23 protein-coding genes are annotated in these 23975 nt (G+C 66.4%); 12 read left to right on the forward strand and 11 right to left on the reverse strand.

From position 1 onward, the window contains the following. Window positions 1–56: 56 nt before the first annotated feature. The 9 genes from DKT77_RS11120 to DKT77_RS11160 form a co-directional block, all read right to left on the reverse strand. Complete coding sequence (locus DKT77_RS11120; protein WP_109809696.1) at window positions 57–1253, reverse strand: IS256 family transposase; 1197 nt, start codon at window positions 1251–1253, stop codon at window positions 57–59. A gap of 389 nt (window positions 1254–1642) precedes the next feature. Beyond that, window positions 1643–2371 carry an arsenical resistance protein ArsH gene (arsH, locus tag DKT77_RS11125; RefSeq protein WP_109811858.1) on the reverse strand — a complete coding sequence of 243 codons (729 nt, stop codon included), beginning with the start codon at window positions 2369–2371 and terminating at the stop codon, window positions 1643–1645. Window positions 2372–2381: 10 nt separating this feature from the next. Next, a complete protein-coding gene (gene arsC, locus DKT77_RS11130; protein ID WP_109811788.1) occupies window positions 2382–2804 on the reverse strand; it encodes an arsenate reductase (glutaredoxin) in 423 nt (140 codons plus the stop codon). After that, a complete protein-coding gene (gene arsB / locus DKT77_RS11135; protein WP_109811789.1) occupies window positions 2801–3856 on the reverse strand; it encodes an ACR3 family arsenite efflux transporter in 1056 nt (351 codons plus the stop codon). Before arsB ends, arsC begins: the two co-directional genes overlap by 4 nt. After that, window positions 3853–4215, reverse strand: coding sequence for an ArsR/SmtB family transcription factor (locus DKT77_RS11140; protein WP_109811790.1), 363 nt, complete (start codon window positions 4213–4215; stop codon window positions 3853–3855). Before DKT77_RS11140 ends, arsB begins: the two co-directional genes overlap by 4 nt. A 94-nt stretch (window positions 4216–4309) precedes the next feature. Then, window positions 4310–5224, reverse strand: a complete 915-nt coding sequence (locus DKT77_RS11145) for an HAD-IIA family hydrolase (RefSeq protein ID WP_109811791.1) — start codon at window positions 5222–5224, stop codon at window positions 4310–4312. A gap of 48 nt (window positions 5225–5272) precedes the next feature. Further along, window positions 5273–5662: a type II toxin-antitoxin system VapC family toxin gene (locus tag DKT77_RS11150; RefSeq protein WP_109811792.1), complete on the reverse strand. Its 390-nt coding sequence runs from the start codon at window positions 5660–5662 to the stop codon at window positions 5273–5275. Next, window positions 5662–5889 (reverse strand): type II toxin-antitoxin system Phd/YefM family antitoxin, encoded by a 228-nt coding sequence (locus DKT77_RS11155; RefSeq protein ID WP_109811793.1) that lies wholly within the window; start codon window positions 5887–5889, stop codon window positions 5662–5664. The genes DKT77_RS11150 and DKT77_RS11155 overlap by 1 nt, the downstream gene beginning before the upstream one ends. A gap of 135 nt (window positions 5890–6024) precedes the next feature. Beyond that, the gene (locus tag DKT77_RS11160) at window positions 6025–6312 is read right to left on the reverse strand and encodes a sll1863 family stress response protein (RefSeq protein ID WP_109811794.1); all 288 of its coding nucleotides are present in this window, start codon (window positions 6310–6312) and stop codon (window positions 6025–6027) included. 212 nt (window positions 6313–6524) lie between these two features. Here DKT77_RS11160 and DKT77_RS11165 point away from each other — a divergent pair, with 212 nt between their 5' ends. Next, window positions 6525–7682 (forward strand): NAD-dependent epimerase/dehydratase family protein, encoded by a 1158-nt coding sequence (locus DKT77_RS11165; protein WP_109811795.1) that lies wholly within the window; start codon window positions 6525–6527, stop codon window positions 7680–7682. Window positions 7683–7693: 11 nt separating this feature from the next. Then, a complete protein-coding gene (locus DKT77_RS11170; RefSeq protein WP_109811859.1) occupies window positions 7694–8134 on the forward strand; it encodes a DUF1810 domain-containing protein in 441 nt (146 codons plus the stop codon). On the opposite strand, the gene DKT77_RS11175 is transcribed toward DKT77_RS11170, so the two are convergent. Continuing rightward, window positions 8131–9486, reverse strand: coding sequence for a polysaccharide biosynthesis/export family protein (locus tag DKT77_RS11175; protein WP_238547821.1), 1356 nt, complete (start codon window positions 9484–9486; stop codon window positions 8131–8133). The genes DKT77_RS11170 and DKT77_RS11175 overlap by 4 nt on opposite strands. Window positions 9487–9760: 274 nt before the next feature. Between DKT77_RS11175 and DKT77_RS11180 the strand changes: the two genes are divergently transcribed. After that, window positions 9761–11968: an NADP-dependent isocitrate dehydrogenase gene (locus DKT77_RS11180; protein ID WP_109811796.1), complete on the forward strand. Its 2208-nt coding sequence runs from the start codon at window positions 9761–9763 to the stop codon at window positions 11966–11968. Between the two features lie 95 nt (window positions 11969–12063). Here DKT77_RS11180 and DKT77_RS11185 read toward each other — a convergent pair whose 3' ends face one another. Beyond that, on the reverse strand, window positions 12064–13320 hold the full coding sequence (locus tag DKT77_RS11185) for an MFS transporter (protein ID WP_109811797.1): 1257 nt from the start codon (window positions 13318–13320) through the stop codon (window positions 12064–12066). Window positions 13321–13878: 558 nt separating this feature from the next. Here DKT77_RS11185 and DKT77_RS11190 point away from each other — a divergent pair. The 9 genes from DKT77_RS11190 (at window position 13879) to DKT77_RS11230 (ending at window position 23975) form a co-directional block, all read left to right on the forward strand. Further along, on the forward strand, window positions 13879–14553 hold the full coding sequence (locus tag DKT77_RS11190; protein ID WP_238547822.1) for a nucleoside triphosphate hydrolase: 675 nt from the start codon (window positions 13879–13881) through the stop codon (window positions 14551–14553). Between the two features lie 214 nt (window positions 14554–14767). Then, complete coding sequence (locus tag DKT77_RS11195; RefSeq protein WP_109811799.1) at window positions 14768–15733, forward strand: sugar-binding transcriptional regulator; 966 nt, start codon at window positions 14768–14770, stop codon at window positions 15731–15733. A gap of 30 nt (window positions 15734–15763) precedes the next feature. Beyond that, complete coding sequence (locus tag DKT77_RS11200) at window positions 15764–17209, forward strand: extracellular solute-binding protein (protein ID WP_109811800.1); 1446 nt, start codon at window positions 15764–15766, stop codon at window positions 17207–17209. A 123-nt stretch (window positions 17210–17332) separates the two neighbouring features. Then, on the forward strand, window positions 17333–18256 hold the full coding sequence (locus tag DKT77_RS11205; RefSeq protein ID WP_109811801.1) for a carbohydrate ABC transporter permease: 924 nt from the start codon (window positions 17333–17335) through the stop codon (window positions 18254–18256). A gap of 11 nt (window positions 18257–18267) precedes the next feature. Further along, on the forward strand, window positions 18268–19125 hold the full coding sequence (locus DKT77_RS11210) for a carbohydrate ABC transporter permease (protein WP_109811802.1): 858 nt from the start codon (window positions 18268–18270) through the stop codon (window positions 19123–19125). Window positions 19126–19128: 3 nt separating this feature from the next. Continuing rightward, window positions 19129–20250 (forward strand): ABC transporter ATP-binding protein, encoded by a 1122-nt coding sequence (locus DKT77_RS11215; protein WP_109811803.1) that lies wholly within the window; start codon window positions 19129–19131, stop codon window positions 20248–20250. After that, window positions 20247–21371, forward strand: coding sequence for an ABC transporter ATP-binding protein (locus DKT77_RS11220; RefSeq protein ID WP_109811804.1), 1125 nt, complete (start codon window positions 20247–20249; stop codon window positions 21369–21371). Before DKT77_RS11215 ends, DKT77_RS11220 begins: the two co-directional genes overlap by 4 nt. After that, window positions 21371–22942 carry an FGGY-family carbohydrate kinase gene (locus DKT77_RS11225; protein ID WP_109811805.1) on the forward strand — a complete coding sequence of 524 codons (1572 nt, stop codon included), beginning with the start codon at window positions 21371–21373 and terminating at the stop codon, window positions 22940–22942. Before DKT77_RS11220 ends, DKT77_RS11225 begins: the two co-directional genes overlap by 1 nt. Continuing rightward, complete coding sequence (locus DKT77_RS11230) at window positions 22935–23975, forward strand: 2-hydroxyacid dehydrogenase (protein WP_238547823.1); 1041 nt, start codon at window positions 22935–22937, stop codon at window positions 23973–23975. The genes DKT77_RS11225 and DKT77_RS11230 overlap by 8 nt, the downstream gene beginning before the upstream one ends.

A 23975-nucleotide genomic window follows, 5' to 3' on the forward strand; every position in this document is an offset into this window, starting at 1 on the left:
GGTAGTGCCCCGCGGCGTGGTGTAAGAGGGCCGGCCTTCGGAGAGGCTCGAGTTGGTCAGGTCGCCACGGCGGGCAGTCTGACGTTGTGAGTATCGGTGATGCGGGCCAGCGACTCCAGCCCCATGTAACGGCGCGCGACGGCCCACTCGTCGTTGGTTTCGATCATCAGCGCGCCGACCAGACGGATGATGGCCGCGTCGTTCGGAAAGATCCCGACGACATTGGAACGGCGCTTGATCTCCTTGTTGACGCGCTCAAGCGGGTTGGTCGAGCTGATCTGCGCCCAGTGCTCCCTGGGGAAGTCCATGTAGGCGAGCACGTCGTCGCGGGAGGCGTCCATCATGGCGCCGAGCCGGTCATTCTTCTCACGGAGGGCGTCGGCGATGGCGTCCCACTGGGTCTCCGCCTCGGCCTTGGTCTCCTGGGCGAAGATCGTCTTGAGCATTGCGGCCACGGCGGTGCGGCTCTTGGCCGGGGCATGGGCGAGCGCGTTTCTGAGCCAGTGCACGCGACACCGTTGGTGGGTCGCATCGAACACTCGGCGGGCTGCGGCCCTGAGCCCCTTGTGATCGTCGGCCACGACGAGCTTCACGCCGCGCAGGCCGCGATCGGCGAGAGAGCGCAGGAAGCCAGTCCAGAACGTCTCCGCCTCGGAGGGGCCGGTGGCGACGCCGAGCACCTCGCGTCGGCCGTCCCCGTTGACCGCCACCGCGATTATTACGGCACGGCTGATGATCCGGCCGTTCTCGCGCACCCGGATGTAGGTTGCATCGAGCCAGAGATAGGGCCAGGCGCCCTCGAGAGGCCGGGTGAGGAATGCCAGCACGCGCTCGTCGATCTCGGCGCAGAGCCGACTCACCTGGCTCTTAGACACGCCACTCCCGCCCATGGCACGCACCAGATCGTCCACGGCGCGCGTCGAGACGCCGTGCACATAGGCTTCCTGGATGACGGCCACGAGGGCCTTCTCCGCCGTCCTGCGCGGTTCGAGAAAGCTCGGGAAGTAGCTGCCCTTGCGCAGCTTCGGGATCGCCAGGTCGATCCGGCCGGCGCGGGTCTCCCAGCCTCTCTCGCGGTATCCATTGCGCTGCGTGGTGCGCGCCGGTGTGCGCGTTCCTTTTGGCGCGCCCGTCGCAGCCTCGACCTCCATCTCCATCAGCCGCTCGGCGGCATAGGCGAGCATGTCGCGGACGAGATCCTCGTCGGCGGACTTCTCCACCAGCTCCATCAGGGTCATTCTATCGTCGGTCATCGTCGTCTCCGGTTCGGTTCCAGGTTTCGCAACCCGAACCTTCTCCGAAGACCGGCGATGGCCGCCAGCGTCACCGCCGGCCGCGCGCTGCGCTNCGCCGGAGGCTCCGCGCGCGGCCTCCTCCTACACCACGTCCGGGGGCACTGCTGGGTGCGCCGCTATTGCGAAACAGGCCATGAGGGCGGCATAAGCCAGTGCCACCATACGCCGGATCCCCAAGCAAACATGACCCTACGCGCCAAAGCGATTACATCGGCGCCTACGTTCGTTTGCAGTTTCTTCCGACGCAAGCAGTCCGGGCCCGGCTTCGATGCCTTTGTGTTCCACAGACCTGGAACCTTCCTGCGCACAGCGATGTGCCGGATCTTTGGCAAGGGGTCCTTGAGCGGTCAGATCGAGGCTTGGTTCACCCGCGCCGAAAGCTGCGCTGCCGTTTCCACCCGTTCGCTGTAGCGGTCGGTGAGATGGGGGGCGAGGTCGCGGGTAAGCAGGGTGAACTTCACCAGTTCCTCCATCACGTCCACCATCCGCATGTAGAGCGGCGAAGGTTTCATGCGCCCGCCCTCGTCGAATTCAAGGAACGCCTTGGGGACCGAGGACTGGTTGGGGATCGTCAGCATCCGCATCCAGCGGCCCAGCACGCGCATCTGGTTGACCGCGTTGAAACTTTGCGAGCCGCCCGAGACCTGCATCACCGCCAGCGTCTTGCCCTGCGTCGGGCGCACGCCGCCCAGCTCCAGCGGCATCCAGTCGACCTGCGCCTTCAAGATGCCGGTCATCGCCCCGTGCCGTTCGGGCGAACACCAGACCATCCCCTCGCACCAAGTCACGGCGGCACGCAGTTCGGCCACCTTTGGGTGCTCGGCGGGTTCGGCGTCGGGAAGCGGCAGGCCCGCGGGATCGAAGGCGCGCGGTTCGGCCCCCAGCGCGGTCAGTACGCGGGCGGCTTCTTCGTTCAGCAGGCGCGAATAGGAGCGCGCGCGAAGGCTGCCGTGGAGCAGCAGGATGCGCGGCGGATGGGTGCTGCGCGGCGGCGCAGCCAGCGCGTCGGGGTCCGACGGCCGGAAGGCGTCGGCTGAGATGTTAGGAAGGTCGGCAAGGCGGGGCTGGTCGGGCATGTCCGGCTGGTCAGGCAACGCGGTTTCCTTCGGTGTTCAGGATCATCTGCCCGTCCTCCTTGTGGAATGGGCCGGGAGGCCAGCGATCCATGAGGTCGAGCACGGTTTCGGACGGACGGCACAGGCGCGTGCCGCGCGGAGTGCAGACGATGGGCCGTTCAACGAGGATCGGATGGATCAGCATGGCGTCCAGCAAGGCGTCCTCGCCGATGGCGGGGTCCGTAAGGCCCAACGCCTCCGCTGGCGAGCGGCGGATGCGCAGGGCCGTGCGCGGGGTCAGTCCGGCTGCCGCGAACAGCCCAAGAAGCTGCGGGCGGGTCCAGCCGGTGTCGAGATAGCGGATCACCACCGGCGCCGCACCGCCCGCGCGAAGCAGCGCCAGCACGTTACGGGACGTCCCGCAGTCGGGATTATGGTGGATGACCGCAGTCAATTCGCGGGAAACCAGTGACGGGTGCGGTTGGCGAAAGCCACGAGCGACAGCATCACCGGCACTTCCACCAGCACGCCGACCACCGTTGCCAGCGCGGCACCGGAACCGAGACCGAACAGGCTGATCGCCACCGCTACGGCGAGTTCGAAGAAGTTGGACGTGCCGATCAGCGCGCAGGGGGCGGCCACCTCGAACGGCACTCGCCAAGCGCGCGCGGCGAGGTAGGCAAGGAAGAACATGCCATAGGATTGAAGAAGCAGCGGTACGGCGATCAGCCCGATTACCAGAGGCCGGTCGAGGATCACGTTGCCCTGGAACCCGAACAGCAGCACGACGGTCACCAGCAGGCCCGCAACGGTCAGCGGTTTGATCCGGGCGCGGAAGCGATCCACCGCCGCCTCGCCACCCCATTCAATCAACTTCTGGCGGACCGTCACACCGGCTGCAAGCGGGATCAGGATGTAAAGGATCACCGACATCACAAGCGTTTCGTAGGGCACGATGATGTTGCCCACGCCCAGCAGGAAAGCGACGATGGGCGCGAAGGCGAAGACCATCACCACGTCGTTCACGCTGACCTGCACAAGTGTGTAGGTGGGATCGCCCCGCGTGAGTTGCGACCATACGAAGACCATCGCCGTGCAGGGCGCCGCGCCCAGCAGGATCACGCCGGCAAGATAGGCCTGCGCGTCGTCCGGCGGGATCAGTCCGGCGAAGACATGTTCAAAGAACAGAACGCCGAGCGCGGCCATGGTGAAGGGCTTGATCAGCCAGTTCACCGCCAGCGTTATGATCAGCCCTTTGGACCGGTCACCGATCCGGCGCAGCGCGCCGAAATCCACGCCGACCATCATCGGGAACACCATCGCCCATATCAGCAGCGCGACCGGTAGGTTGACGCTGGCCGCCTCCAGCCCTGCGAGGGCGCTGAACAGGTCTGGCACCAGCGCGCCAAGCCCGAGACCGACCGCGATCGCCATTGCCACCCAGAGCGACAGCCAGCGTTCGAACGGTCCGAGGCCGGCGGCCCGGGCATCGGGGATTTCCGTCATGCTTCTTTGTCCTTGTCGCAAGGGGCTGCCTCCGCGGTGGTTCGGGCCGAGAACGGTGCGCAGAGGTCCGGATTGCCGCCGCAGCAATCCTCCATGAGGAAGGTCAGCAATTCGCGCATCTGGTCCGTTTCGGGAAAATACCGGATTGACCGTCCGTTCCGCCGTTTTCGCACAAGCCCGGCCGCCAGCAGCACCGACAGATTCGCCGATAGCGTGTTGGCACGGATGCCGAGCGCGGAGGAAATATCCCCCGCTGCCATCCCGGTGGCGGGTCCGGCCTGCATCAGCAGTCGAAACACGTCGAGTCGGGTGGGCTGCGCCAGTGCGGAGAGCGAATCGAGAGCCGCTGTCTTTTCCATAATTCAAGAAATATGGAAATGATGGTACCGGGTCAAGATGGCGGTGACCGTTGCGGGTGCGCCGCTGGCCGGGCCGGGCCCGGCCGTGCTGCACCTATGTGGTCGGAATCACCCAGTCCGGCACGATCCTTGACCGATCGATGAACGGCTGCACGTCATGCCCGGCGAACAGGCCCAGCCCGCCGACAAGCACGGTGCCGAGGCCGGCCGCCGCGCCGCCAAGGATATCGGTGTGCAGCGTGTCTCCCACCATCGCCGCGCGCGCCACGTCGATCCGCTGCGCCACGGCGCTGTAAGCGGTGCCGAAAGGCTTGCCGTGAAACACTGGGGCCTGCCCGGTCCGGTCCCACAGATCGTGCGCAAACCAGCCGGGTTCGATGCTCAGGCCGTCGATCTGCGGCGCCACAAGGTCGGGGTTGGCAATCAGAAGCGGCCGCGGTCTGCGTTCCAGCGCGGCGACCAGCCTGTCCTGCAACGCGCCTGTCCATCGATCCGAGGCGAGGAACACGAACGCTTCTGCCTCGTGCCAGAGCCGGTCATCGGCCAGCAGGTGTTCCACCCGCGCGGGCAGGTCGCTGAAATCGTCGCCGTCCACCGCGATGGCGGCCCAGAGGGCACCGGGGGCGATCGCCTCCATCTGTGCGCCTGCCACGTCGCGGCTGCTGACAACTTCGTGCGCTGCGAAGTCGAAGCCGAGGCCGCGATACTTTTCCAGCGCACGGGCGCGCGGATAGCTGGCGGCGTTGGTCAGAACGCACACTGCCTTGCCGCCCGCGCGCAGCTGTGCAATCCGCGCCACCGCGCCGGGCACTGGGGCTTCGCCGACCACCAGAACGCCGTAAGCATCCAGAACGTAGGCGTCATAGGTTTCCATCGTGTCGGCCAATGTCGCGCCGTGCCGGGACCGTTCCGGAAAGGCGGGGGGAGCGGGCAGGCGCGCGGCTATGGCATGGTAGCGGGCAAAGGCGGCGATGGCGGTGTGCGGCGGTGCGGTGCGGGTCAGGGTCATGGGTCCGCCCATAAGGCGCTGCGCACCGGCGCGCCAGTGCAGATGCGTCTACCAGACCACATGCAGCCCGTTCCAGCCCGCGAAGGCCGCGTCGCGGCTGACCAGCGGCAGGCCCAGCACGTTCGCGCTTGCCGCCAGAAGGCGGTCGAACGGGTCGCGATGCGCCCAGTCGCGCAGCGCCGCGCGCAGGCAGATGTCCGGGGTGAAGGGCGCCGCCACACCACCCTGTGCTGTAAGGATCTCGGCCAGCCCGGCGACATGGGCCTCCATTTCGGGCCATTTGCCAAGCCGCACCTTCTGGCCGATCTCGAAGAAGCTGATCGGGCTGACATAGACTGTATCGGCGCCGGTAATGGCTGCGCTTGCGCGGGCGGACAGAAGTGCGGGGCTGGCGAACGACCACACCCACGCATGGGTGTCGAGCAGCACAGCCCGCATCAGTCGCCTTCCCAGGCGGCCAGGTCGTCATCGGCCATCGGGGCGGTGAAGTCGGGCGGGGTGCCGAGTTGCCCGGCCAGAAGCCCCAGCCGGAACCCGGTCTGCGGGATCGCCACCAGCCGCACCACGGGGCGCGAGCCCTTGGCGATTACGACCTCCTCGCCGGCGAGGGCGGCTTCGATCAGCTTGGAAAGCTGGCTTTTCGCTGTGTGAACGGGAACCTGCATCGGGCGCCTCCTGATATGGCCAAGTTAGCCAAGCCAAGAGCGAAATTCAAGTCTGGCATGTCGCAGGCAATGGGCAGGCGCGGCATGCCGTGCGGCCCGGCCGCACCCGATCACGGGCGGGCCGGTGCGAGCGCCTTACTTGAAGCGGGCGCGGGCCTGTTCGAACGCGCTGGACATGCTGTCCCACGCTTTGCGCATGCCGTCTTGCATGTCGTCCCATGCGGCGTCACCGGCCTTCTTCGCCTCTTCCATCTTGGCCTGCGCTGTATCGCGCTGGTCGCGCATCTTCTTCAGTTCTTCATCGTATTTCGCCTGCTGGTCAGCCTGCGCGCCGCGCGCCTGCGCTTCCAGCTTGTCGATCTCGGCGTTCCACTCGTCGATCTGAGCCTTCATCTTTTGAACGAATGCGTCACGATCTGTCATGGTGTCTCCTTTTCTATTGCGAAGCGCACAACCCAACATGCCTGCTGCATGATTGCAACAGCGCGGCCCGGGATCGGCCGGATTGTGACGAAACCGTGATCGCGGCCGGGTGGGGGATCGAAAAGGGGCGTGTCACCGTTGCGTTACATCTATCGTGTTGAAGGCAGCCACCTGCCGCAGCGCAGCGAAACGATGAAGGGAAAGGAGACGTCATGAAGGTTATCGTTCTGGGAGGCGACGGATTTTGCGGCTGGCCCACGGCCCTGCACCTGTCGAACCGGGGGCATGACGTTATCATCGTGGACAACCTGTCGCGCCGGAAGATCGACGTGGAACTGGAAGTCACGTCGCTGACGCCGATCCGCCCGCTGGGCGAACGCATCCGCGCCTGGCACGAATTGACCAACCGCCGCATCCATGTGGAAAGTTTCACCGTGGGCGAGCATTACCACCGCCTGCTGACGCTCCTGCGCGAAGAACGGCCCGACGCCATCGTGCATTTCGCCGAACAGCGCGCCGCGCCCTATTCGATGAAATCGTCGGCGCACAAGCGCTACACGGTTTCCAACAACCTGAACGCGACGAACGACGTGCTGGCCGCGATTGTCGAAAGCGGTCAGGACATTCACCTTGTGCATCTGGGAACGATGGGCGTCTACGGCTACGGAACGGCGGGCATGAAGATCCCCGAAGGCTACCTTTCTGTGCAGGTCGCCACCGAGCACGGGCCCCACACGCAGGACATCCTTTACCCGGCCAATCCGGGGTCGATCTATCACATGACCAAGACGCAGGATCAGCTGTTCTTCTTTTTTTACAACAAGAACGACGGCGTGCGGATCACTGACCTGCACCAGGGCATCGTCTGGGGCACGCAGACCGAAGAGACGCAGATGGACGAGCGTCTGATCAACCGCTTCGACTATGACGGTGACTACGGCACCGTGCTTAATCGTTTCCTGATGCAGGCCGCCGTGGGCTACCCGCTGACGGTGCATGGCACGGGCGGTCAGACGCGGGCCTTCATCCACATTCAGGACACCTGCCGTTGTGTGGAACTCGCGCTGGAAAACCCGCCTGCGAAGGGCGACCGGGTGAACATCCTCAACCAGATGACCGAAACCCATCGCGTGCGCGACCTTGCCGCGATGATCGCCGAGCAGACCGGGGCCGAGGTCGCGATGGTGGACAACCCGCGCAACGAGGCGGCTGAGAACGATCTGCATGTCAGCAATGACACGTTCCTGAAACTGGGGTTGGAGCCGATCACGCTGGAACGGGGCCTGCTGTCCGAGGTGACCGAGATCGCCCGCAAGTACGCGGACAACTGCGACCGTGACAAGATTCCCTGCGTGTCCCTCTGGCGCTGAGGCGCGTGGCCATGTCCGATCTGTCCTTCGGCCATTTCGTGATCGCGCAGGAGGCGTGCTGGTCGGAGGTTCTGGCCGAACTGAGGGCGGGCCGGAAGACCAGCCACTGGATGTGGTTCGTCTTCCCTCAGCATGTCGAGCTTGGCCGGTCGGCCACCGCGCGGCGCTTCGGCCTGGCGGGCCGCGCCGAGGCGCGGGCCTATGCCGCCGATCCGGTTGTCGGTGTTCGGCTGCGCGCCGCGCTGGACGCGGCGATGCAGAGCGGCGAACGCGATCCGGTCCGAGTGTTCGGACACGTCGATGCGATGAAGCTGCGGTCCTGCCTGACGCTTTTCGCTGCCTGTGCGGACGACCCCGCGCCGTTCCGGGCGGGGCTGACGCATTTCTTTGGCGGAGAGGACGACCCCGCGACGCGCGACCTGCTGGCCCGCGCGCCTGGAGTTTCGGGCTAAAGGCCGGTGGACAGCGACGCCGCCTGGTTGAACAGGCTCGGCACGAATTGCGACACGACGCGGTTCCATTTCGTGATCGGCTGTTCCTCGATGAAGATGAAGTCGTTCGGGCGCAACTGCATCTGTGTGGCGAGGATCAGGTTGCCCGGATTGCGCGCATCGAGGTGATAGGCACGCACCCCGCCGGTCGTGCCGAAGCCGCGCAGCAGGTAGATCTGCGACGGGTTCCCGCGGGCGTTGTCGAAGCCGCCCTCGGCATAGATCGCATCGGCGAGGTTGGCCATGCGGCCGTAAGGCAGCGCGAGGCGGCTTTGGCGCACCAGTTCGCCCGCACGATAGACATAGTCGCGCTCCAGCGCGTCAAGCTCCGTCAGCGCGACAAAGTTCTGCCGCTCTTCCTCAAGCTGGGCACGGCGGATGGTGAACTCGGTCTCGAGCTGGTCCAGCACGTTGGCGCGCGCGGCTGTGTCGGCCTGCACCAGCGCCAGCTGGTCGGCGAAATACTGCTGCGCGCGGTCCAGTTCGTAGGACGTGTCGACATAGACCGCGTCGCCATCAGTCAGCGCGATGCGTTGCAGACGGGCGCTCGTGAAGAAGTCGGTCAGCGGGATCTGGTAGAGCGTGCCGTCCCGGAACAACCGGATCGAGGCGTAATCCTGGTCGGGCGCGACCACCCCGCCGGCCAGTTGCAGCGCCTCGCCCAGCCGCAGTGGCTGAAGCGTGATTGGAACCAGCGCGGGGCGGCCCACGGCGCCTCCGACCGACACGCGCTTCGAATTGAACTCGGCGATCTCGAGGCTGAAGGTCGGGTCCATCTCGGACGCGACCAGCGCCTGGAAGACCGCTGCTTCGGCATCTTCGACCGTAAGCCCGGCGACCCGCACGCGGCCGGTGTTCGGGATCGCGATGGTCCCATCATCCTGCACTGTATAGCCCTGACGGCGGTTCTGTGCGGCGAGGATGCCGCTCAGCGCCTCGGCCTCCGTTACCGGGGCCGTCGTCGCCAGCAGCAGCACATCGGCAATGCCGATGCGGTAGGGTCCGGGCGTGATTTCCGGCGGCACCCGCAATTCGACCGCGGCGGGGCGGTCCTCCGGGCGGCCGGGGGTTTGCGGCATATCCAGCATTCCGGCCTGATCGGGCGCGGTCGCAGTCTGCCCGAAGGCGCGCGGCACGCGGCGCGGCTGGTAGGGCGATGCATTGGCCGCCGAAATCGCTTGCGGGGTCATGGTCACGACGACGACGTCGACCGGTGCATCGGCGTTGCGCGAGGCCGGTTCGACGGAAGGGGCGATATAGGCCGCGCCGCAACCGGTCAGAAACAGCGCCAGGCACATGGTCAATCTGGTCATCGGTCCACTCTACTCAGGGCTATCGGTGTGGAAGGCGGTAGACCACATCCCCGCCTTCCCTTGCAACAGGTCAGCCATGCGGCGGGCGTATCGGGGTCAGGGGCGTGCGCAGGGGCCACACTTCCGCCACGACAGATGGTGCCCATGCCGCGCGTCCGCGCGCCAAACCGGGGCGCAGGGTGCGGTCATTCCCCGCGCCCCTGCGGCGTGCCGTGCTGTGGCCTTCGCCGCGATTGTGTACTATGGCATGCGAAAATTCTCCAAGGGTGGACCCATGACTGCGACCGACACTCCCGACATCATCTACACCGTGGTGGACGAAGCGCCCGAGCTTGCCTCGGCATCGCTGCTGCCGATCATCCAGAGCTTCGGCAAGGCCGCCGGTGTCAGCGTCGGCACACGCGACATTTCGCTGGCGGCGCGCATCCTCGCGGCGTTTTCGGACCACCTGACCGACGCGCAGCGCCAGTCGGACGATCTGGCCGAACTGGGTGCGTTGGTAAAGACGCCGCAGGCCAACGTCATCAAGCTGCCGAATATCTCGGCCTCGGTTCCCCAGCTTGTCGCCGCGATCCGCGAATTGCAGGGCCAAGGCTATGCGCTGCCCGACTATCCCGAAGCGCCGGCGACGGATGCCGAGAAGGATGCGCGCGCGCGCTACGACGCGATCAAGGGCTCGGCCGTCAACCCCGTCCTGCGTGAGGGCAATTCGGACCGCCGGGCAGCGGCCGCTGTGAAGAAATTCGCGCAGGCCAATCCGCACCGCATGGGCGCCTGGAGCGCCGACAGCAAGACCCGCGTCGCATCGATGTCGGGCGGCGATTTCCGCAGCAACGAGGTTTCCGCGACGCTGGACCGCGACGCCACGGCGAAGATCGTGCTGACCACCGCAGACGGGACGGAGCACGTGCTGAAGGACGGCGTGAGCTATCCCGCGGGCACCGTGGTGGATGCCACCTACATGAGCGCGGCCGCGCTGGATGCATTCCTCGAAAGCGAGATCGAGAAAACCAAGGCCGAGGGCACTCTTTTTTCGCTGCACATGAAGGCCACGATGATGAAGGTCAGCGACCCGATCATCTTCGGCCACGCGGTCAAGACGTATCTGAAGCCGGTGTTCGAGGCGCATGGCGACCAGATGGCCGCGCTGGGGGTCGATCCGAATTCCGGCCTCGGAGACCTTCTGGCCCGGGTCAAGGACGCCCCCGAGATCGTGGCGGCCATCGATTCCTGCATGGCAGACCGGCCGCCGATGTACATGGTCGACAGCGATCGCGGCATCACCAACCTGCATGTTCCGTCCGATGTGATCATCGATGCATCCATGCCCGCGCTGATCCGGGCGGGCGGCAAGGGCTGGGGCCCGGACGGCAAGGAACATGATGCCAACTGCGTGATCCCCGACGACAGCTATGCGCCGGTCTATGACGAGACGATCAAGTATTTCAAGGAAACCGGCGCACTTGATCCGGCGACCGCAGGCACGGTGCAGAACATCGGCCTGATGGCCCAGAAGGCTGAGGAATACGGTTCCCATCCCACCACTTTCGAGATCCCGGCGGCGGGCACCGTGCGCATGATTCTCGACGACGGCACCGTGCTGCATGTCCACAACGTCGAAGCTGGCGACATCTGGCGATCGGCTTCGGCGCGCAAGGCTCCGATCGAGGACTGGGTTATGCTGGCCATCGACCGGCAGAAGGCCGAGGGCTGCGAGGCGATCTTCTGGCTGGACGAGACCCGCGCGCATGATGCCGAACTGATCAAGTACGTCACACCGATCCTGCAGGCGCAGGGCGTGGCCGACAAGTTCCGCATCCTTGCCCCGCGCGAGGCGACCCGCGCCACGCTTGAGACGATCCGCGCGGGGAAGACTTCCATCGCGATCACCGGCAACGTGCTGCGCGACTACCTCACCGACCTGTTCCCGATCCTTGAACTGGCGACCTCGGCCAAGATGCTGTCCATCGTCAAGCTGATGCAGGGCGGCGGGCTGTTCGAGACCGGGGCCGGCGGCTCAGCGCCCAAGCACGTGCAACAACTGATGGCCGAAAACCACCTGCGCTGGGACAGCCTCGGAGAGTTCTGCGCGCTTGGTGAAAGCTTCAAGTTCCTCGCGGACGTGACCGACAACGCCTCGGCGCGCGTACTGGGCGAGGCGGTGGAGCTTGCCACGCAAGGCATCCTCGACAACGGCCGGTCGCCGGGTCGCAAGGTCGGCCAGCCCGACAACCGCGACAGCCACTACTGGTTCGCCCGCTACTGGGCCGATGCCCTGGCCGCGCAGACCGCCGACGCAGCGCTTGCGGCGCATTTCGCGCCGATCGCGCAGGCACTCGCGGAGAGCGAGGAAAAGATCATTGCCGAACTCCATGCCGGGCGCGGGCAGGCAGTTGATCTGGGCGGCTATTATCACGGCGACGCGGCCAAGACCGCGGCGGTGATGCGCCCTTCGGCGACGCTGAACGCCATCATCGGCTGATCGGGTTCCGGTCTCGGGCCGGTTTCGGTCCCGCGCGGCGCCGGTTCCCTTCGAGGACCGGCGCCGTTTTTGTGGCCGCATCGCGGGCGTCGCTGTCAGGCGGCGTCTTTCTCCTGGTCCTGCTGCACCTCTAGCGCCATTGCGGCGGTTTCCGGCGTGACCGGGCGGCCCGGCGTTGCGGCGACGAATCCCGACTTGTCCTTCTCGGCCACTGCGGCGCGCAGGGCGATGCGTGACAGCGTGAACAGGATCAGCAGGGCGTGGGCCACGACCGAGGTCAGGAACAGACCCTGTTCGCCCAGTTTCGACATCGCGATCCCCGCCGCCAGCGGACCGATGATCGATCCCAGCCCGAACACCATCAGCAGCCCGCCGCTGGTCTGGATGAAGCTGCCCTCGGCCGCGTGGTCGTTGGCATGGGCAAGGATGACCGGATACATCGCGAAAACGGATGCCCCGAACAGGGCCGCCAGTGCAAGGTTCATCGCGCGGCCCTCGGGGGCAAGCAGGATGAAGGCCGCATCGGCGACCATCGCCAGAAGGGCAAGCAGGATCAGCACCTTGCGCCGGTCCACCCGGTCCGACATCCAGCCGACAGGGATCTGGCTGGCCGCGCCGGCGAGGATCGGGATGCTGGTAAACAGCGCGATCGTGGTCAGTACCAGCCCGACCCGATCGGCATAGACCGCGGCCAGCGTGCCAAAGGCGCTGTTGGATATGCCGACGAGGAAAACCCCGACCACGGCGACGGGTGAATTGCGCCACAGACCGCGCAGGTCAAGCTTCACGCTGACCAGCGGGTTCGGCGCGGCGCTGGACGAGATCGCGGTCGGCACCAGAGCGAGGCAGTAGAACACCGCGCCGATCACGAAGAAAGTGTAGCCCGCCGTGCTGCCCAGCGTCAGCGCCATCTGTCCTGCCGTCGTCGCTGCGAGGTTGACCATCGTGTAGATCCCGAACACTCGCCCCCGCGAGCCTGGATCGGTCCGTTCGCTCAGCCAACTTTCGACGATCATCGCCGCCCCAGCGAAGCAGAAGCCCGAAATCGCGCGCAGCGGCAGCCACGCGGCGGGGTCGATCAGCACAAGAGACATCAGGATGGCCACCGCAGCCAGCGCGCACATCACGCTGAAGGACCTGATGTGGCCGACCCGACCCACAAGGCGCGGCGTCAGCAGGCAACCCGACACATAGCCGATCGCCCAGGCCGTGCCCAGAAGGCCCAGTGCGGTCGCGCTGAAGCCTTCGGCCGACCCTCGAACGGGCAGCAGAAGCGCATTGATGCCGCCAGCGAAGAGCAGCAACGCGGAGCCGAGCAGCAGGGCCGCGACGGGAAGGAAATGCCGTATCATGCTGCCATCCCTACACAAGCTCTGCGGGCATTGGAACCGCCGCCAAAGGGGGCGCAGCGCAATGCCTGCCGCAAGTCGCTGAAACGGGTGGCAGCGAAGGCAAAGCGACGGCCGGTGGCCGCCAGAAACTCGTTAAGAACACTCGGGCACTCGGCAAGGTACATGATCCGTTGCGCGGTGGCGGCCTGCCCGCGCGACGGAACCGGGACCGGCTGCGCGGCACTGGTGGCCGGCTTCCGGAGAAGGAGGCCCCGGCGCCAAATGGGCGCCGGGGGTGTCCGGCAGGACGACCATCGGGACAGGGGGTCGTCGTTCTGCCGTATGAGTTGCTTAACGGCGCGATGCGGCGCGATTTCATACCCGCAAAACGGGAATTGGCCGTCTCTTTCGTGTGGCCGGGGCGCCTTTGGTAGAGGTGTCTGTGCCCGTTCGACAGATGCGCTCGGACCGGGCCGCGACTTGCGTTTCGCAGCGCAGCGGGTAAGCCCGGGGGACTGGCCACGCGCGCCGCCGACAAGCGGGCCGGGGTGAGCGGCCAGGCGGATCGAGGAGACAGAGATGAGCACAGCTCGGGGCGGAACGATGCCGAATACCGTGACGGAGGCCGCGCTGGCCGACCGCATCGCGGCGCTGGATGACGGAAGCACGCGGCGCATCATCGCGATTGTCGGTGCGCCGGGATCCGGCAAATCGACCCTGGCCGAGGGGCTGGAGAAGGCACTGAACGCGCAGGCGCCGGGGCGTGCAACTGTGCTGCCGATGGACGGTTTCCATTTCGACGATGCAGTGCTGCGTCAGATGGACCGGCTGCCGTGGAAAGGTGCGCCGGACACGTATGACGTGGGCGGTCTGCGTTCCGCACTGCTCCGGCTCAGGGCCAATGAGGAAGACGCCATCGCCGTGCCGGTGTTCGACCGCGCGCTGGAAATCTCGCGCGGAAGCGCGCGGCTGGTCCCGCCCGAAGCGCGGCTGATCCTTGCCGAAGGCAATTGGTTGCTGCTGGACGAGGCACCCTGGTCCACGCTTGCAGGCCTGTTCGACCTGACCGTCATGCTCGACGTGCCCGAGGCCGAACTGCGCCGCCGGCTGACCGCCCGTTGGGAGCACTACGGCCTAGAACCGACGCAGATCGCGCACAAGCTGGATGGCAACGATCTTCCGAACGGCCGCCGGATGCGCGACAACAGCCGCCCCGCAGACTTGACCGTGCTTCAGGGCGACGCCCCGGCCTGACCGCGGTTCGACTGCCCGAAAACACCCTCAACCCGCCGCGCGCAGCGCTGGCGGGTCTTTTTCGGTGGGTGCTTGCCCCGGCTTGCCCCGCGCCATGGGCACAACCTTGCCGCGGCGCGGCGGAAGAATTCGTTGACAGTCCAGCGCTAACGGTGAAAGAAATTACGCAAGGTGTAAAAAACTACAAAATCGACGCCGGGGGAGGAAGGACCACATGCCGCGCAACGGTCTTGCGATCGACAGCGAAGACAGCCTCGCGATCCGTGCGGCCTGGCTTCACTATGCGGGCGGTCTGACCCAGGCGGCGGTCGCCAAGCGGCTGGGCATCGCCAACGTCAAGGCGCACAGGCTGATCACGCGGGCCACGCAGAATGGCGCGATAAAGGTCACCATCGACGGTGACATCGCCGAATGCGTCGCGCTGGAAACCGAACTCGCCGATCGCTTCGGGCTGGAATATTGCGAGGTCACGCCAGATCTCGGCGAGGAAGGGCTGCCGATCCGCACGCTGGGCGTCGCGGGGGCGGCTTTCCTTCGGCGCGAGATTTCGGGTGGGCAGAACCGCACCATCGGGTTGGGGCACGGGCGCACGCTGTCAGCCGCTGTCAACGAGATGCCACGCTTCGATGCGCGCGGCGTGCAGTTCGTGTCGCTGCTGGGCGGACTGACGCGGAACTACGCCGCCAACCCGCATGACGTGATGCACCGCATCGCCGAGAAGACCGGCGCGGCGGCTTATGTCATGCCGGTGCCGTTCTTCGCCAACACACTTGAAGACCGGTCGGTGCTGCTGTCGCAGCGCGGGGTCAGTGACGTGTTCGGCCTTGCGGCAAGCGCCGATCTCAAGGTCGTCGGTATCGGAACGTCGCGGCCAGAAGCCTCGCTGGTTTCGAGCGGCATGATCGAGGGGACCGAGATCCGCGACGTGCAGCAGAAGGGCGGCGTGGGCGAGATGCTGGGTCATTTCTTCGATGCGCAGGGCGCCCCGATCGAAACCATGCTGACCGAACGGACGCTGTCGATCGGCCTCGATGACATCCGCGATGCGCGGATCGTCGCGCTGGCCGGCGGCGACGAGAAGACCGGCGCGATCCGGTCTGTGCTGATGAGCGGCTGCCTGAGCGGGCTCATCACCGACGAGCGCACGGCAATGGCGCTGGTCAAGAACGAACCGTCCTGAAAGCAGGACATCACTGGGGAGGAGAACCCGATGTACGACAAGGAAAAGACGCTGGTCGACGCCTACATGAGCGGCTCGCTAAGCCGACGCGGCCTGATCAAGAGCCTCGGTGCGATGGGCGTGACCGCCGCCACCGCCGGCGTTCTGGTCAACGCGGCGGCGACGCGAGCGCTGGCACAGAACGGCTTCGACTGGAAGAAGCACGCCGGAACCACGGTGAAGCTGCTGCTGAACAAGCACCCCTATACCGACGCGATGATCGCCAACCTTGAGAACTTCAAGGAGCTGACAGGGATGGACGTGCAGTATGACGTCTTCCCCGAGGACGTGTATTTCGACAAGGTCACCGCCGCGCTGTCGTCGGGTTCGAGCGAATACGACGCCTTCATGACCGGCGCTTACATGACCTGGACCTATGGCCCGGCAGGCTGGGTCGAAGACCTGAACGAATGGATCACCGACGCGTCCAAGACGAACCCGGACTACAACTGGGACGACATGCTGGAAGGCGTGCGCGCCTCCTGCGCCTGGAACGGCCGTCCGGGCGGGCAGCTCGGGTCCGACGATGCCAAGCAGTGGTGCATCCCGTGGGGCTATGAGCAGAACAACCTGACCTACAATGCCGCGATGCTGGACAAGGCGGGCGTGGGCGTGCCCGGCAACCTCGACGAATTGATCGACGCCGCCGCGGCAGCGCAGGCCGCCAATGACGGCATCTATGGCGTCGGCGTGCGCGGCTCGCGCAGCTGGGCGACGATCCATCCCGGCTTCCTGTCCGGCTATGCCAACTTCGGCCAGAAGGACCTTAACGTCAGCGATGACGGGATGCTGTCGGCCGCCATGAACACCGATGTCTCGAAGGACTATCACGCCAAGTGGGTGAAGATGATCCAGGACAGCGGCGCGCCTGACTGGTCCACCCATACCTGGTACCAGGTCGGCACCGATCTGGGCGCGGGCAAGTCGGCGATGATCTTCGACGCCGACATCCTGGGCTACTTCATGAACGGGGCGGGCAACGCGATGGAAGGCCAGCTGGCCTATGCGCCCTTCGCGCCGAACCCGGCCGCCGACGCGCCGACGCCGAACATCTGGATCTGGTCGCTGGCCATGTCCACCTTTTCGCAGCAGAAGGACGCGGCGTGGTACTTCCTGCAGTGGGCGTCCGGCCCCGAGCACGCGCTGTTCGGTGCGACGCAGATGGACTTCGTCAACCCCGTCCGCAAGTCGGTCTGGGCCGACAGCGGGTTCCGCGACCGCCTGTCCGGCAGCTATCCGGGCTATGTGGACATGCACGACAAGTCGGCACCGGGCGCGAAGATTCACTTCACCGCACAGCCGCTGTTCTTCGATCTGACGACCGAATGGGCCGCCTCGCTGCAGAAGATGGTCGCCGGCGAGGTGCCGGTTGACGAGGGACTGGACCAACTGGCCGAAAGCGTGAACCGGCAGCTCAAGGAAGCCGGACTGGGCTGACCGCCCGCATTGGAAGGGGCGCCCGCACAGCCGGGCGTCCCGACCCCGATCGACCTACCCTGACCACCCGAGCACCGCATCCGGGGGCGCGCCGTCGCCCCCGGACCACGGGAGAGATGTGCCATGACCCAGACCGCCCCGGCCGCGCTGCCGCGCCGCCGCTTCCGCGTAGGCCGCCGTGCCTTGCCCTATCTGCTGAGCCTGCCGGCCCTGCTGACCTGCATCGGCATCCTGATCCCGTTCTTCACCGCGGTCGTCTATTCGCTGCAGCGCTACCGTTTGTCCCAGCCCTGGGCGCGCAAGTTCAACTGGGGGGAAAACTATCTCAACTTCATGTCCGACCCGGCGTTCTGGAACACCTTCAAGGTGTCGATGTCCTACGCCATCCTGACCGTCGGCATCGAATTGCTGCTGGGCCTCGGGATCGCGCTGCTTTTGCAGAAACGCACGCGGTTCAACAACTTCGTGTCGATCATGCTGCTGATGCCGCTGATGACCGCGCCCGCGCTGGCCTCTCTCATGTGGAAGCTGATGACCAATCCCGGCTTCGGCATCCTGAGCTATTTCGCCGAGCTTCTCGGGTTCGAGGATTTCCGCTGGGCTTCTGATCCGTCCACCGCGCTGCTGACAGTGGTGATCGTTGATGTGTGGGTCTACACGCCCTTCATCATGATCCTGCTGTTGGCCGGTCTGCGGTCGCTGCCGACCCAACCGTTCGAGGCCGCGTCGCTGGACGGGGTGCCGCGCCTGTTCGTGTTCTGGCGCATCACGCTGCCGATGCTGACGCCGTTCCTTCTGACCGCGACGCTGTTCCGCGTGATCGAAAGCATCCAGCAGTTCGACATCATCTATGCCATGACCCAGGGCGGCCCCGGCGACAAGCTGACCGTGTTCCAGGTCGAGGCGTATCTCAACTTCTTCCAGTTCACCAATGTGGGCCGGTCGGCGGCGCTGCTGATGATCCTTTGGGCGATCACCTACTTCCTGTCGAACGTCTTCATCAAGAACTGGCTGCGGCTGCGTGAAAAGCAGCGCGGCGAAGCGTAACGGAGCCTTCCATGGACACTGTCTCTCCCCTCGAACGGGTGTTGCGCGGCCTCGCCATCACGGTCGTCATCCTGTTCTTCATGTTCCCCATCGTCTGGATCTTTCTGATGAGCTTCCAGACCAACGAAACCATCCTGCGGGTGCCGCCTTCCGTCGTCTTCGAACCGACGCTGACCAACTACACCGCGCTGATCACCGGCAAGCTGGAAACCGCTGCGGGGACGCTGGAAATCGCCTTCATGCGGAATTTGTGGAATTCGCTTTTCCTGTCCACGGCGTCGGTCGCGGTCGGCCTGCTGCTGGGTGTACCCGCCGCCTATGCCTTCGGCCGACTGAAATTCCGCGGGTCCGAGGACATCGCCTTCACGCTGCTCAGTTTCCGCTTCGCGCCGCCGCTGCTGGTGCTGCTGCCGCTGACCATCTACTTCCAGAAGATCGGTCTGGCCGATACCTATGTCGGGCTGATCTGGGTGTACCAGCTGATCGTGCTGCCGCTGATCCTGTGGATCGTGCGTGGCTATTTCGAAGATATTCCCGCCGACATCGAGTACGCCTACCGGATCGCGGGTCACAGCTGGTTCTCCACGTTCCGCAAGATCGCGCTGCCGTTGGCCGGACCCGGCATCGCGGCGGCTGGGCTTCTCGCTTTCATCTTCGCCTGGAACAACTTTATCTTCGCGCTGGTGCTGGCATCGGCCGACAAGCAGCCGGTGACGGTGGGCGCGCTGGCTTTCGTGACGGCGTCGGGCATCCAGTACGGGCAGGTCGCGGCCGGCATCGTGCTGTCCATCGCGCCAACCTTCGCGCTCGCCCTTTATGCCCAGCGGTACCTTGTCGAAGGCCTGTCGCTCGGCGCGGTGAAAGGATAACGCATGTCACTGAAACTCACCGACATCGTCAAACGCTTCAAGACCGAGACCGTGCTCGACGGGGTGTCCCTGTCGGTCGGGCGCGGTGAGACGCTGGTCCTGTTCGGCCCATCCGGGGCGGGCAAGACGGTGCTGCTGCGGCTGATCGCGGGCGTGGTGGACCCCGACGGTGGCACCATCGAGATCGAGGGGCGCGACATGGACGGGGTCGAGCCGGAGGATCGCGGCATCGGGATGGCGTTTCAGAACTTCGCGCTGTTCCCGCACATGGACGCGATGGCCAACATCGCCAGCCCGCTGACCGCGCGGCGCACGGGCCGCGAGGCGATAGCCGAAACCGTGGGTAAAGTGGCGCGGATGCTCAAGATCGACCACGTGCTGCACCACAAACCCAAAGAGCTGTCGAACGGGCAGAAGCAGCGCACCGCGCTGGCCCGCGCGCTGGCGGGTGCGCCGCAGATCCTGCTGCTGGACGACCCGCTGCGCAACGTGGACGCCAAGCTGCGGTTCGAGATGCGGCTGGAACTGCCGCGCCTGTTGCGCAGCCAGGACGCCACCGTGATCTACGTCACGCAGGACTACAAGGAGGCGATGGCGCTTGGCGACCGGATCGCGGTGATGAACGGCCATGGCATCCAGCAGATCGGCACGCCCGAAGACATTTACCTGCGCCCCGCAAATATCGAGATCGCACGCCTGTTCGGCGATCCGGTGATCAACCTGCTGGACGTGGTGCCCGAGGCCGCCGACGGCAGTGGAGGCGTGCAGGTCCGCCTTTCGGACCAGCCGGTCGCGCTGGTCGGCGGCTATGCGGGCACGGTGGGCACCGACTGCGTGCTCGGCCTGCGACCCGAGGCGATGCGCTTCGTCGATCCCGGCACCCCCGGCGCCATCCCGGTGGAGGTAGAGGCTGAAACCCCGCTGAACGAGAAGACCGTGACGCTGACGCTGACCCAGCGAGGCCGCGAGATCATGGTCTCGCGCCCCAGCGGTATGCCGGGCCCGGATCAAGGCACCGCATATGTGGCGGTCGATGCCAAGGACGCGCTGCTGTTCGATCGCGCCACCGGCCAGCGCATCGCGCCGGGCGCGCACAGCCCCGCGCTGCAGGAGGACGTCGCATGACAGACATCATGCTGAACATCGAGAACGTGGACAAGTTCTATGGCCCGGTCGGCGTGGGCGTGCACGCGGTCAAGGGGATCGACATGCAGGTCGCCCGCGGCGAGATCATCGCGCTGCTGGGTTCGTCCGGCTGCGGAAAGACCTCGACCCTGCGCATGGTCGCCGGGTTCGAGGCCGTGAGCCGCGGCCGGATCCACCTTGCCGGGCGCGAGGTGCACATGCTGCCGCCGGTCAAGCGCAACGTGGCGATGGCGTTCGAGGGCTATTCGCTCTATCCCACGGTGACGGTACGCGACAACATCGCCTTCGCGCTGAAAGCCGCCCGCCTGCCGCAATCCGAGGTGGAGAGCCGCGTGCGCGACGTCGCGCAGATGCTCGAGATCACGGACATCCTCGATCGGTTCCCGACCTCGGTGTCGGGCGGCCAGCAGCAGCGCGCGTCGCTGGCGCGGGCGCTTATCCGCGATGCCGACCTGCATCTTCTGGACGAACCGATGGGTCAGCTCGAGCCGCAGTTGCGCACGCTGCTGCGCGGCCGGATCAAGCACTTCATCAAGGAACGCGGGCTGACCGCGATCCTCGTGACCCATGACCAGACCGAAGCGAACGCGCTGGCCGACCGGATCGCGGTGATGGAGGACGGCGTGCTCCAGCAATACGCGAGCCCGGCCGAGATCAAGGAACGCCCGGCGAACCTGTTCACCGGCACCTTCGTGGGCGAGCCGCCGATGAACGTCTTTCCCGCCAGTGCCAGCGTGAGCGCGGGCGAGATCCTGCTGAACCTCGCGGGTGGGCTCGTGCTGCGCTATCCCGAGGCGGAGTTCGCCCCGGAGGTGCGCCAGTCGATCCTGTCGCGTGGCGATGTGGTGATCGGTGTGCGGCCCTACGCGGTGCATCGCGGCGAGGGCGGTGCCGAGGCGCAGGTCGTGGCGAACCAGTGGCTTGGCGACCAGACACACATCGCGGCCGCCTTTGCAGAAAGCACCGTGGTGCTGGTGGAGCACGACCGCGCCCGCCTGTCGGAAGGCGACCGCATCCGCATCGCGCTGAAGCCGGACGACCTGCACGTCTTCGACCCGGACAGCGGCATGGCGATCAGCCACGGGCGGGGCCTGGCCTGATGACGGGTGCGGGGCGCGATCTTCTCGTCGGCATCGACGCGGGCACGTCGGTCATCAAGTCGGTGGCTTTCGATCTGGCGGGGCGGCAGATCGCCGTCGCCGCGCGCCCGAACCTTTACACCACGCGGCCCGACGGCGCGGCTGTGCAGCCGATGGACCGGACCTGGGCAGACACTGCTGCGACCTTGGCCGACCTTGCAGCGCAGGTGCCGGACCTGAAAAGCCGGGTGGCGGCCCTGGCGGTCACGGGGCAGGGTGACGGAACCTGGCTCGTGGACGCGGACAATCGGCCTGTGACCGACGGCTGGCTGTGGCTCGATGCCCGGGCGGCCCCCACGGTGGACCGGCTGCGCGTCGCGCCCGGCGATCGCGCCCGGTTCGAGACGACGGGTACCGGCCTCAATGCCTGCCAGATGGGTAGCCAGCTGGCGCATATGCAGGCCACCGCGCCCGAGCTTCTGACCGAAGCGGACTGCGCGCTGCATTGCAAGGACTGGCTCTATCTCAACCTGACCGGAATGCGCGCCACGGACCCGTCCGAGGCCAGCTTCACCTTCGGGGATTTCCGCACGCGGGCCTATGACGAAGCCGTTATCGATGCGCTTGGTCTGACCGCCCGACGCGGTCTGCTGCCGCCGGTCGTGGACGGCGCGCGCACCACGCACCCGCTGACAGCCGAGGCCGCTGCGCTTACCGGGCTGGCCGAAGGCACGCCGGTCACTCTGGGCTATGTCGACGTGGTCTGCACAGCGATGGGATCGGGCATCTACGCCCGCGGGGCGGCGGCCGGGTGCACGATCATCGGCTCGACCGGAATGCACATGCGCGCCACCCCGCTGGACGGGGTACATCTGAACGATGCCGCAACCGGTTATGTGATGGTGCTGCCGGTCCCCGGGCAGGTGGCCCAGATTCAGTCAAACATGGCGGCGACGCTGAACATCGACTGGATCCTGAAGGTGGCGGCCGACCTGATGGCGGACATGGGGCACCCGGTGCGCCATTCAGACCTGATCGGGCATCTGGACGGCTGGATCGGCGCCGCCGCGCCGGGCAAGATCCTGTATCATCCCTACATTTCCGAAGCGGGCGAACGCGGCCCGTTTGTCGATGCCTCCGCGCGGGCGGGCTTTGCCGGGCTCGGCTCCGCGCACCGCTTTCCCGATCTCGTGCGGGCGGTGGTCGAGGGGCTGGGGATGGCGGCGCGTGACTGCTACGGCGCGATGGGCGCGATGCCGGACGAGGTCCGTCTGACCGGCGGCGCGGCACGCTCCGCGGCGCTGCGCGCCATTCTCGCGGCCGCGCTCGGCACGCCGGTGCGCCCCTCGGGCCGCGACGAGGCTGGGGCGGCGGGGGCGGCGATGATGGCGGCGATGGCAGTGGGCGTCTACGGCGACTGGGACGCCTGTATCGCCGATTGGGTCTCCCCGCTGCTGGGCGGCGCCGAGCCGCCGGACCCGGCGCTGGCCGCGATCTACGACACGGCCTTCCCGGCCTACACGGCCCTGCGCGACGCGCTGCCGCCGGTCTGGGGCTGCCTGAAACAACTGCAGGAGACGTCACGTGCCTAGGGAAATCGCGATCATCGGGGACCGGTTCATGCTGCCCGAAGTGTTCGAGGCAAAGCTGTTCGAAGCCTGCGGCGACGCCGTAACCGCGCGCCTGCGCAAGGATGCCTGGCCGGACGTGCCGATGGAACACGGCTATGCCGTCGCGGGCATGGACGGGCTGAAGGAATATCTTGGCACCGCGGACGATGTGGTGGAGTTCGTCGGCGAGGCCGAGATCCTTGTCACGCAGCTTGCGCCGATGTCGCGGGCGATGCTGGAACGGCTGCCGAGCCTGCGTATGATCGCCGTTTCGCGCGGCGGGCCCGTCAATATCGACATGGCGGCGGCGCGCGAGCATGGCGTGCTCGTGGTCAACACTCCCGGGCGCAACGCCAGCGCTGTGGCCGAGTTCACCATCGGCGCGATCCTCGCCGAGACGCGCAAGATCCGCGAGGGACACGAGGCGCTTCGCGCGGGCACCTGGCGCGGCGACCTCTACCGCGCTGACGTGACCGGGCGAGAGTTGTGCGAAATGACGGTCGGTGTCATCGGCTACGGCAATATCGGCACGAAGGTCGTGCGCCTGCTGCGCGCCTTCGGCTGCCGTGTGCTTGTGCATGACCCCTATGTGCAACTCGATCCCGACGATGACGCCGCAGGCGTCGCGTTGGTCCCGCTCGACACGCTGCTGGAAGGCGCCGATGTGGTCACGCTGCACCCGCGCGTGACTGACGAGACGCGGCACATGATGAATGCGGACAGCTTCGCGAAGATGAAACCCGGCAGCCTTTTCGTGAACACCGCGCGTGGCCCGCTGTGCGACTACGACGCGCTGCTGACCGCCCTGACCGAAGGACCGCTGGGCAGTGCGATGCTGGAGACCTTCGCGGTGGAACCGGTGCCTCCGGAATGGCCGCTGCTGCAGTTGCCGAACGTGACCCTGACGCCACATATCGCGGGCGCTTCCGTTCGCACGGTTACCTATGCTGCCGAGCAGGCGGCCGAGGAAGTCCGCCGCTATCTCGCCGGGGAGCCGCCCCGCAACCCTTGCTGA

The organism is Meridianimarinicoccus roseus, from assembly GCF_003172915.1.
GTDB classification, from domain to species: domain Bacteria; phylum Pseudomonadota; class Alphaproteobacteria; order Rhodobacterales; family Rhodobacteraceae; genus Meridianimarinicoccus; species Meridianimarinicoccus roseus.

Bases quoted from the DNA above. Each gene is read 5' to 3' on its own strand.
- DKT77_RS11175 (WP_238547821.1), bottom strand. From the start codon at position 9,486: ATGACCAGATTGACCATGTGCCTGGCGCTGTTTCTGACCGGTTGCGGC.
- DKT77_RS11190 (WP_238547822.1), top strand. From the start codon at position 13,879: ATGAGCACAGCTCGGGGCGGAACGATGCCGAATACCGTGACGGAGGCC.
- DKT77_RS11180 (WP_109811796.1), top strand. From the start codon at position 9,761: ATGACTGCGACCGACACTCCCGACATCATCTACACCGTGGTGGACGAA.
- DKT77_RS11200 (WP_109811800.1), top strand. From the start codon at position 15,764: ATGTACGACAAGGAAAAGACGCTGGTCGACGCCTACATGAGCGGCTCG.
- DKT77_RS11145 (WP_109811791.1), bottom strand. From the start codon at position 5,224: ATGACCCTGACCCGCACCGCACCGCCGCACACCGCCATCGCCGCCTTT.
- DKT77_RS11140 (WP_109811790.1), bottom strand. From the start codon at position 4,215: ATGGAAAAGACAGCGGCTCTCGATTCGCTCTCCGCACTGGCGCAGCCC.
- DKT77_RS11185 (WP_109811797.1), bottom strand. From the start codon at position 13,320: ATGATACGGCATTTCCTTCCCGTCGCGGCCCTGCTGCTCGGCTCCGCG.
- DKT77_RS11170 (WP_109811859.1), top strand. From the start codon at position 7,694: ATGTCCGATCTGTCCTTCGGCCATTTCGTGATCGCGCAGGAGGCGTGC.
- arsB (WP_109811789.1), bottom strand. From the start codon at position 3,856: ATGACGGAAATCCCCGATGCCCGGGCCGCCGGCCTCGGACCGTTCGAA.
- DKT77_RS11155 (WP_109811793.1), bottom strand. From the start codon at position 5,889: ATGCAGGTTCCCGTTCACACAGCGAAAAGCCAGCTTTCCAAGCTGATC.
- DKT77_RS11215 (WP_109811803.1), top strand. From the start codon at position 19,129: ATGTCACTGAAACTCACCGACATCGTCAAACGCTTCAAGACCGAGACC.
- DKT77_RS11220 (WP_109811804.1), top strand. From the start codon at position 20,247: ATGACAGACATCATGCTGAACATCGAGAACGTGGACAAGTTCTATGGC.
- DKT77_RS11120 (WP_109809696.1), bottom strand. From the start codon at position 1,253: ATGACCGACGATAGAATGACCCTGATGGAGCTGGTGGAGAAGTCCGCC.
- DKT77_RS11205 (WP_109811801.1), top strand. From the start codon at position 17,333: ATGACCCAGACCGCCCCGGCCGCGCTGCCGCGCCGCCGCTTCCGCGTA.
- DKT77_RS11160 (WP_109811794.1), bottom strand. From the start codon at position 6,312: ATGACAGATCGTGACGCATTCGTTCAAAAGATGAAGGCTCAGATCGAC.
- arsH (WP_109811858.1), bottom strand. From the start codon at position 2,371: ATGCCCGACCAGCCCCGCCTTGCCGACCTTCCTAACATCTCAGCCGAC.
- DKT77_RS11165 (WP_109811795.1), top strand. From the start codon at position 6,525: ATGAAGGTTATCGTTCTGGGAGGCGACGGATTTTGCGGCTGGCCCACG.
- DKT77_RS11210 (WP_109811802.1), top strand. From the start codon at position 18,268: ATGGACACTGTCTCTCCCCTCGAACGGGTGTTGCGCGGCCTCGCCATC.
- DKT77_RS11150 (WP_109811792.1), bottom strand. From the start codon at position 5,662: ATGCGGGCTGTGCTGCTCGACACCCATGCGTGGGTGTGGTCGTTCGCC.
- DKT77_RS11195 (WP_109811799.1), top strand. From the start codon at position 14,768: ATGCCGCGCAACGGTCTTGCGATCGACAGCGAAGACAGCCTCGCGATC.
- DKT77_RS11225 (WP_109811805.1), top strand. From the start codon at position 21,371: ATGACGGGTGCGGGGCGCGATCTTCTCGTCGGCATCGACGCGGGCACG.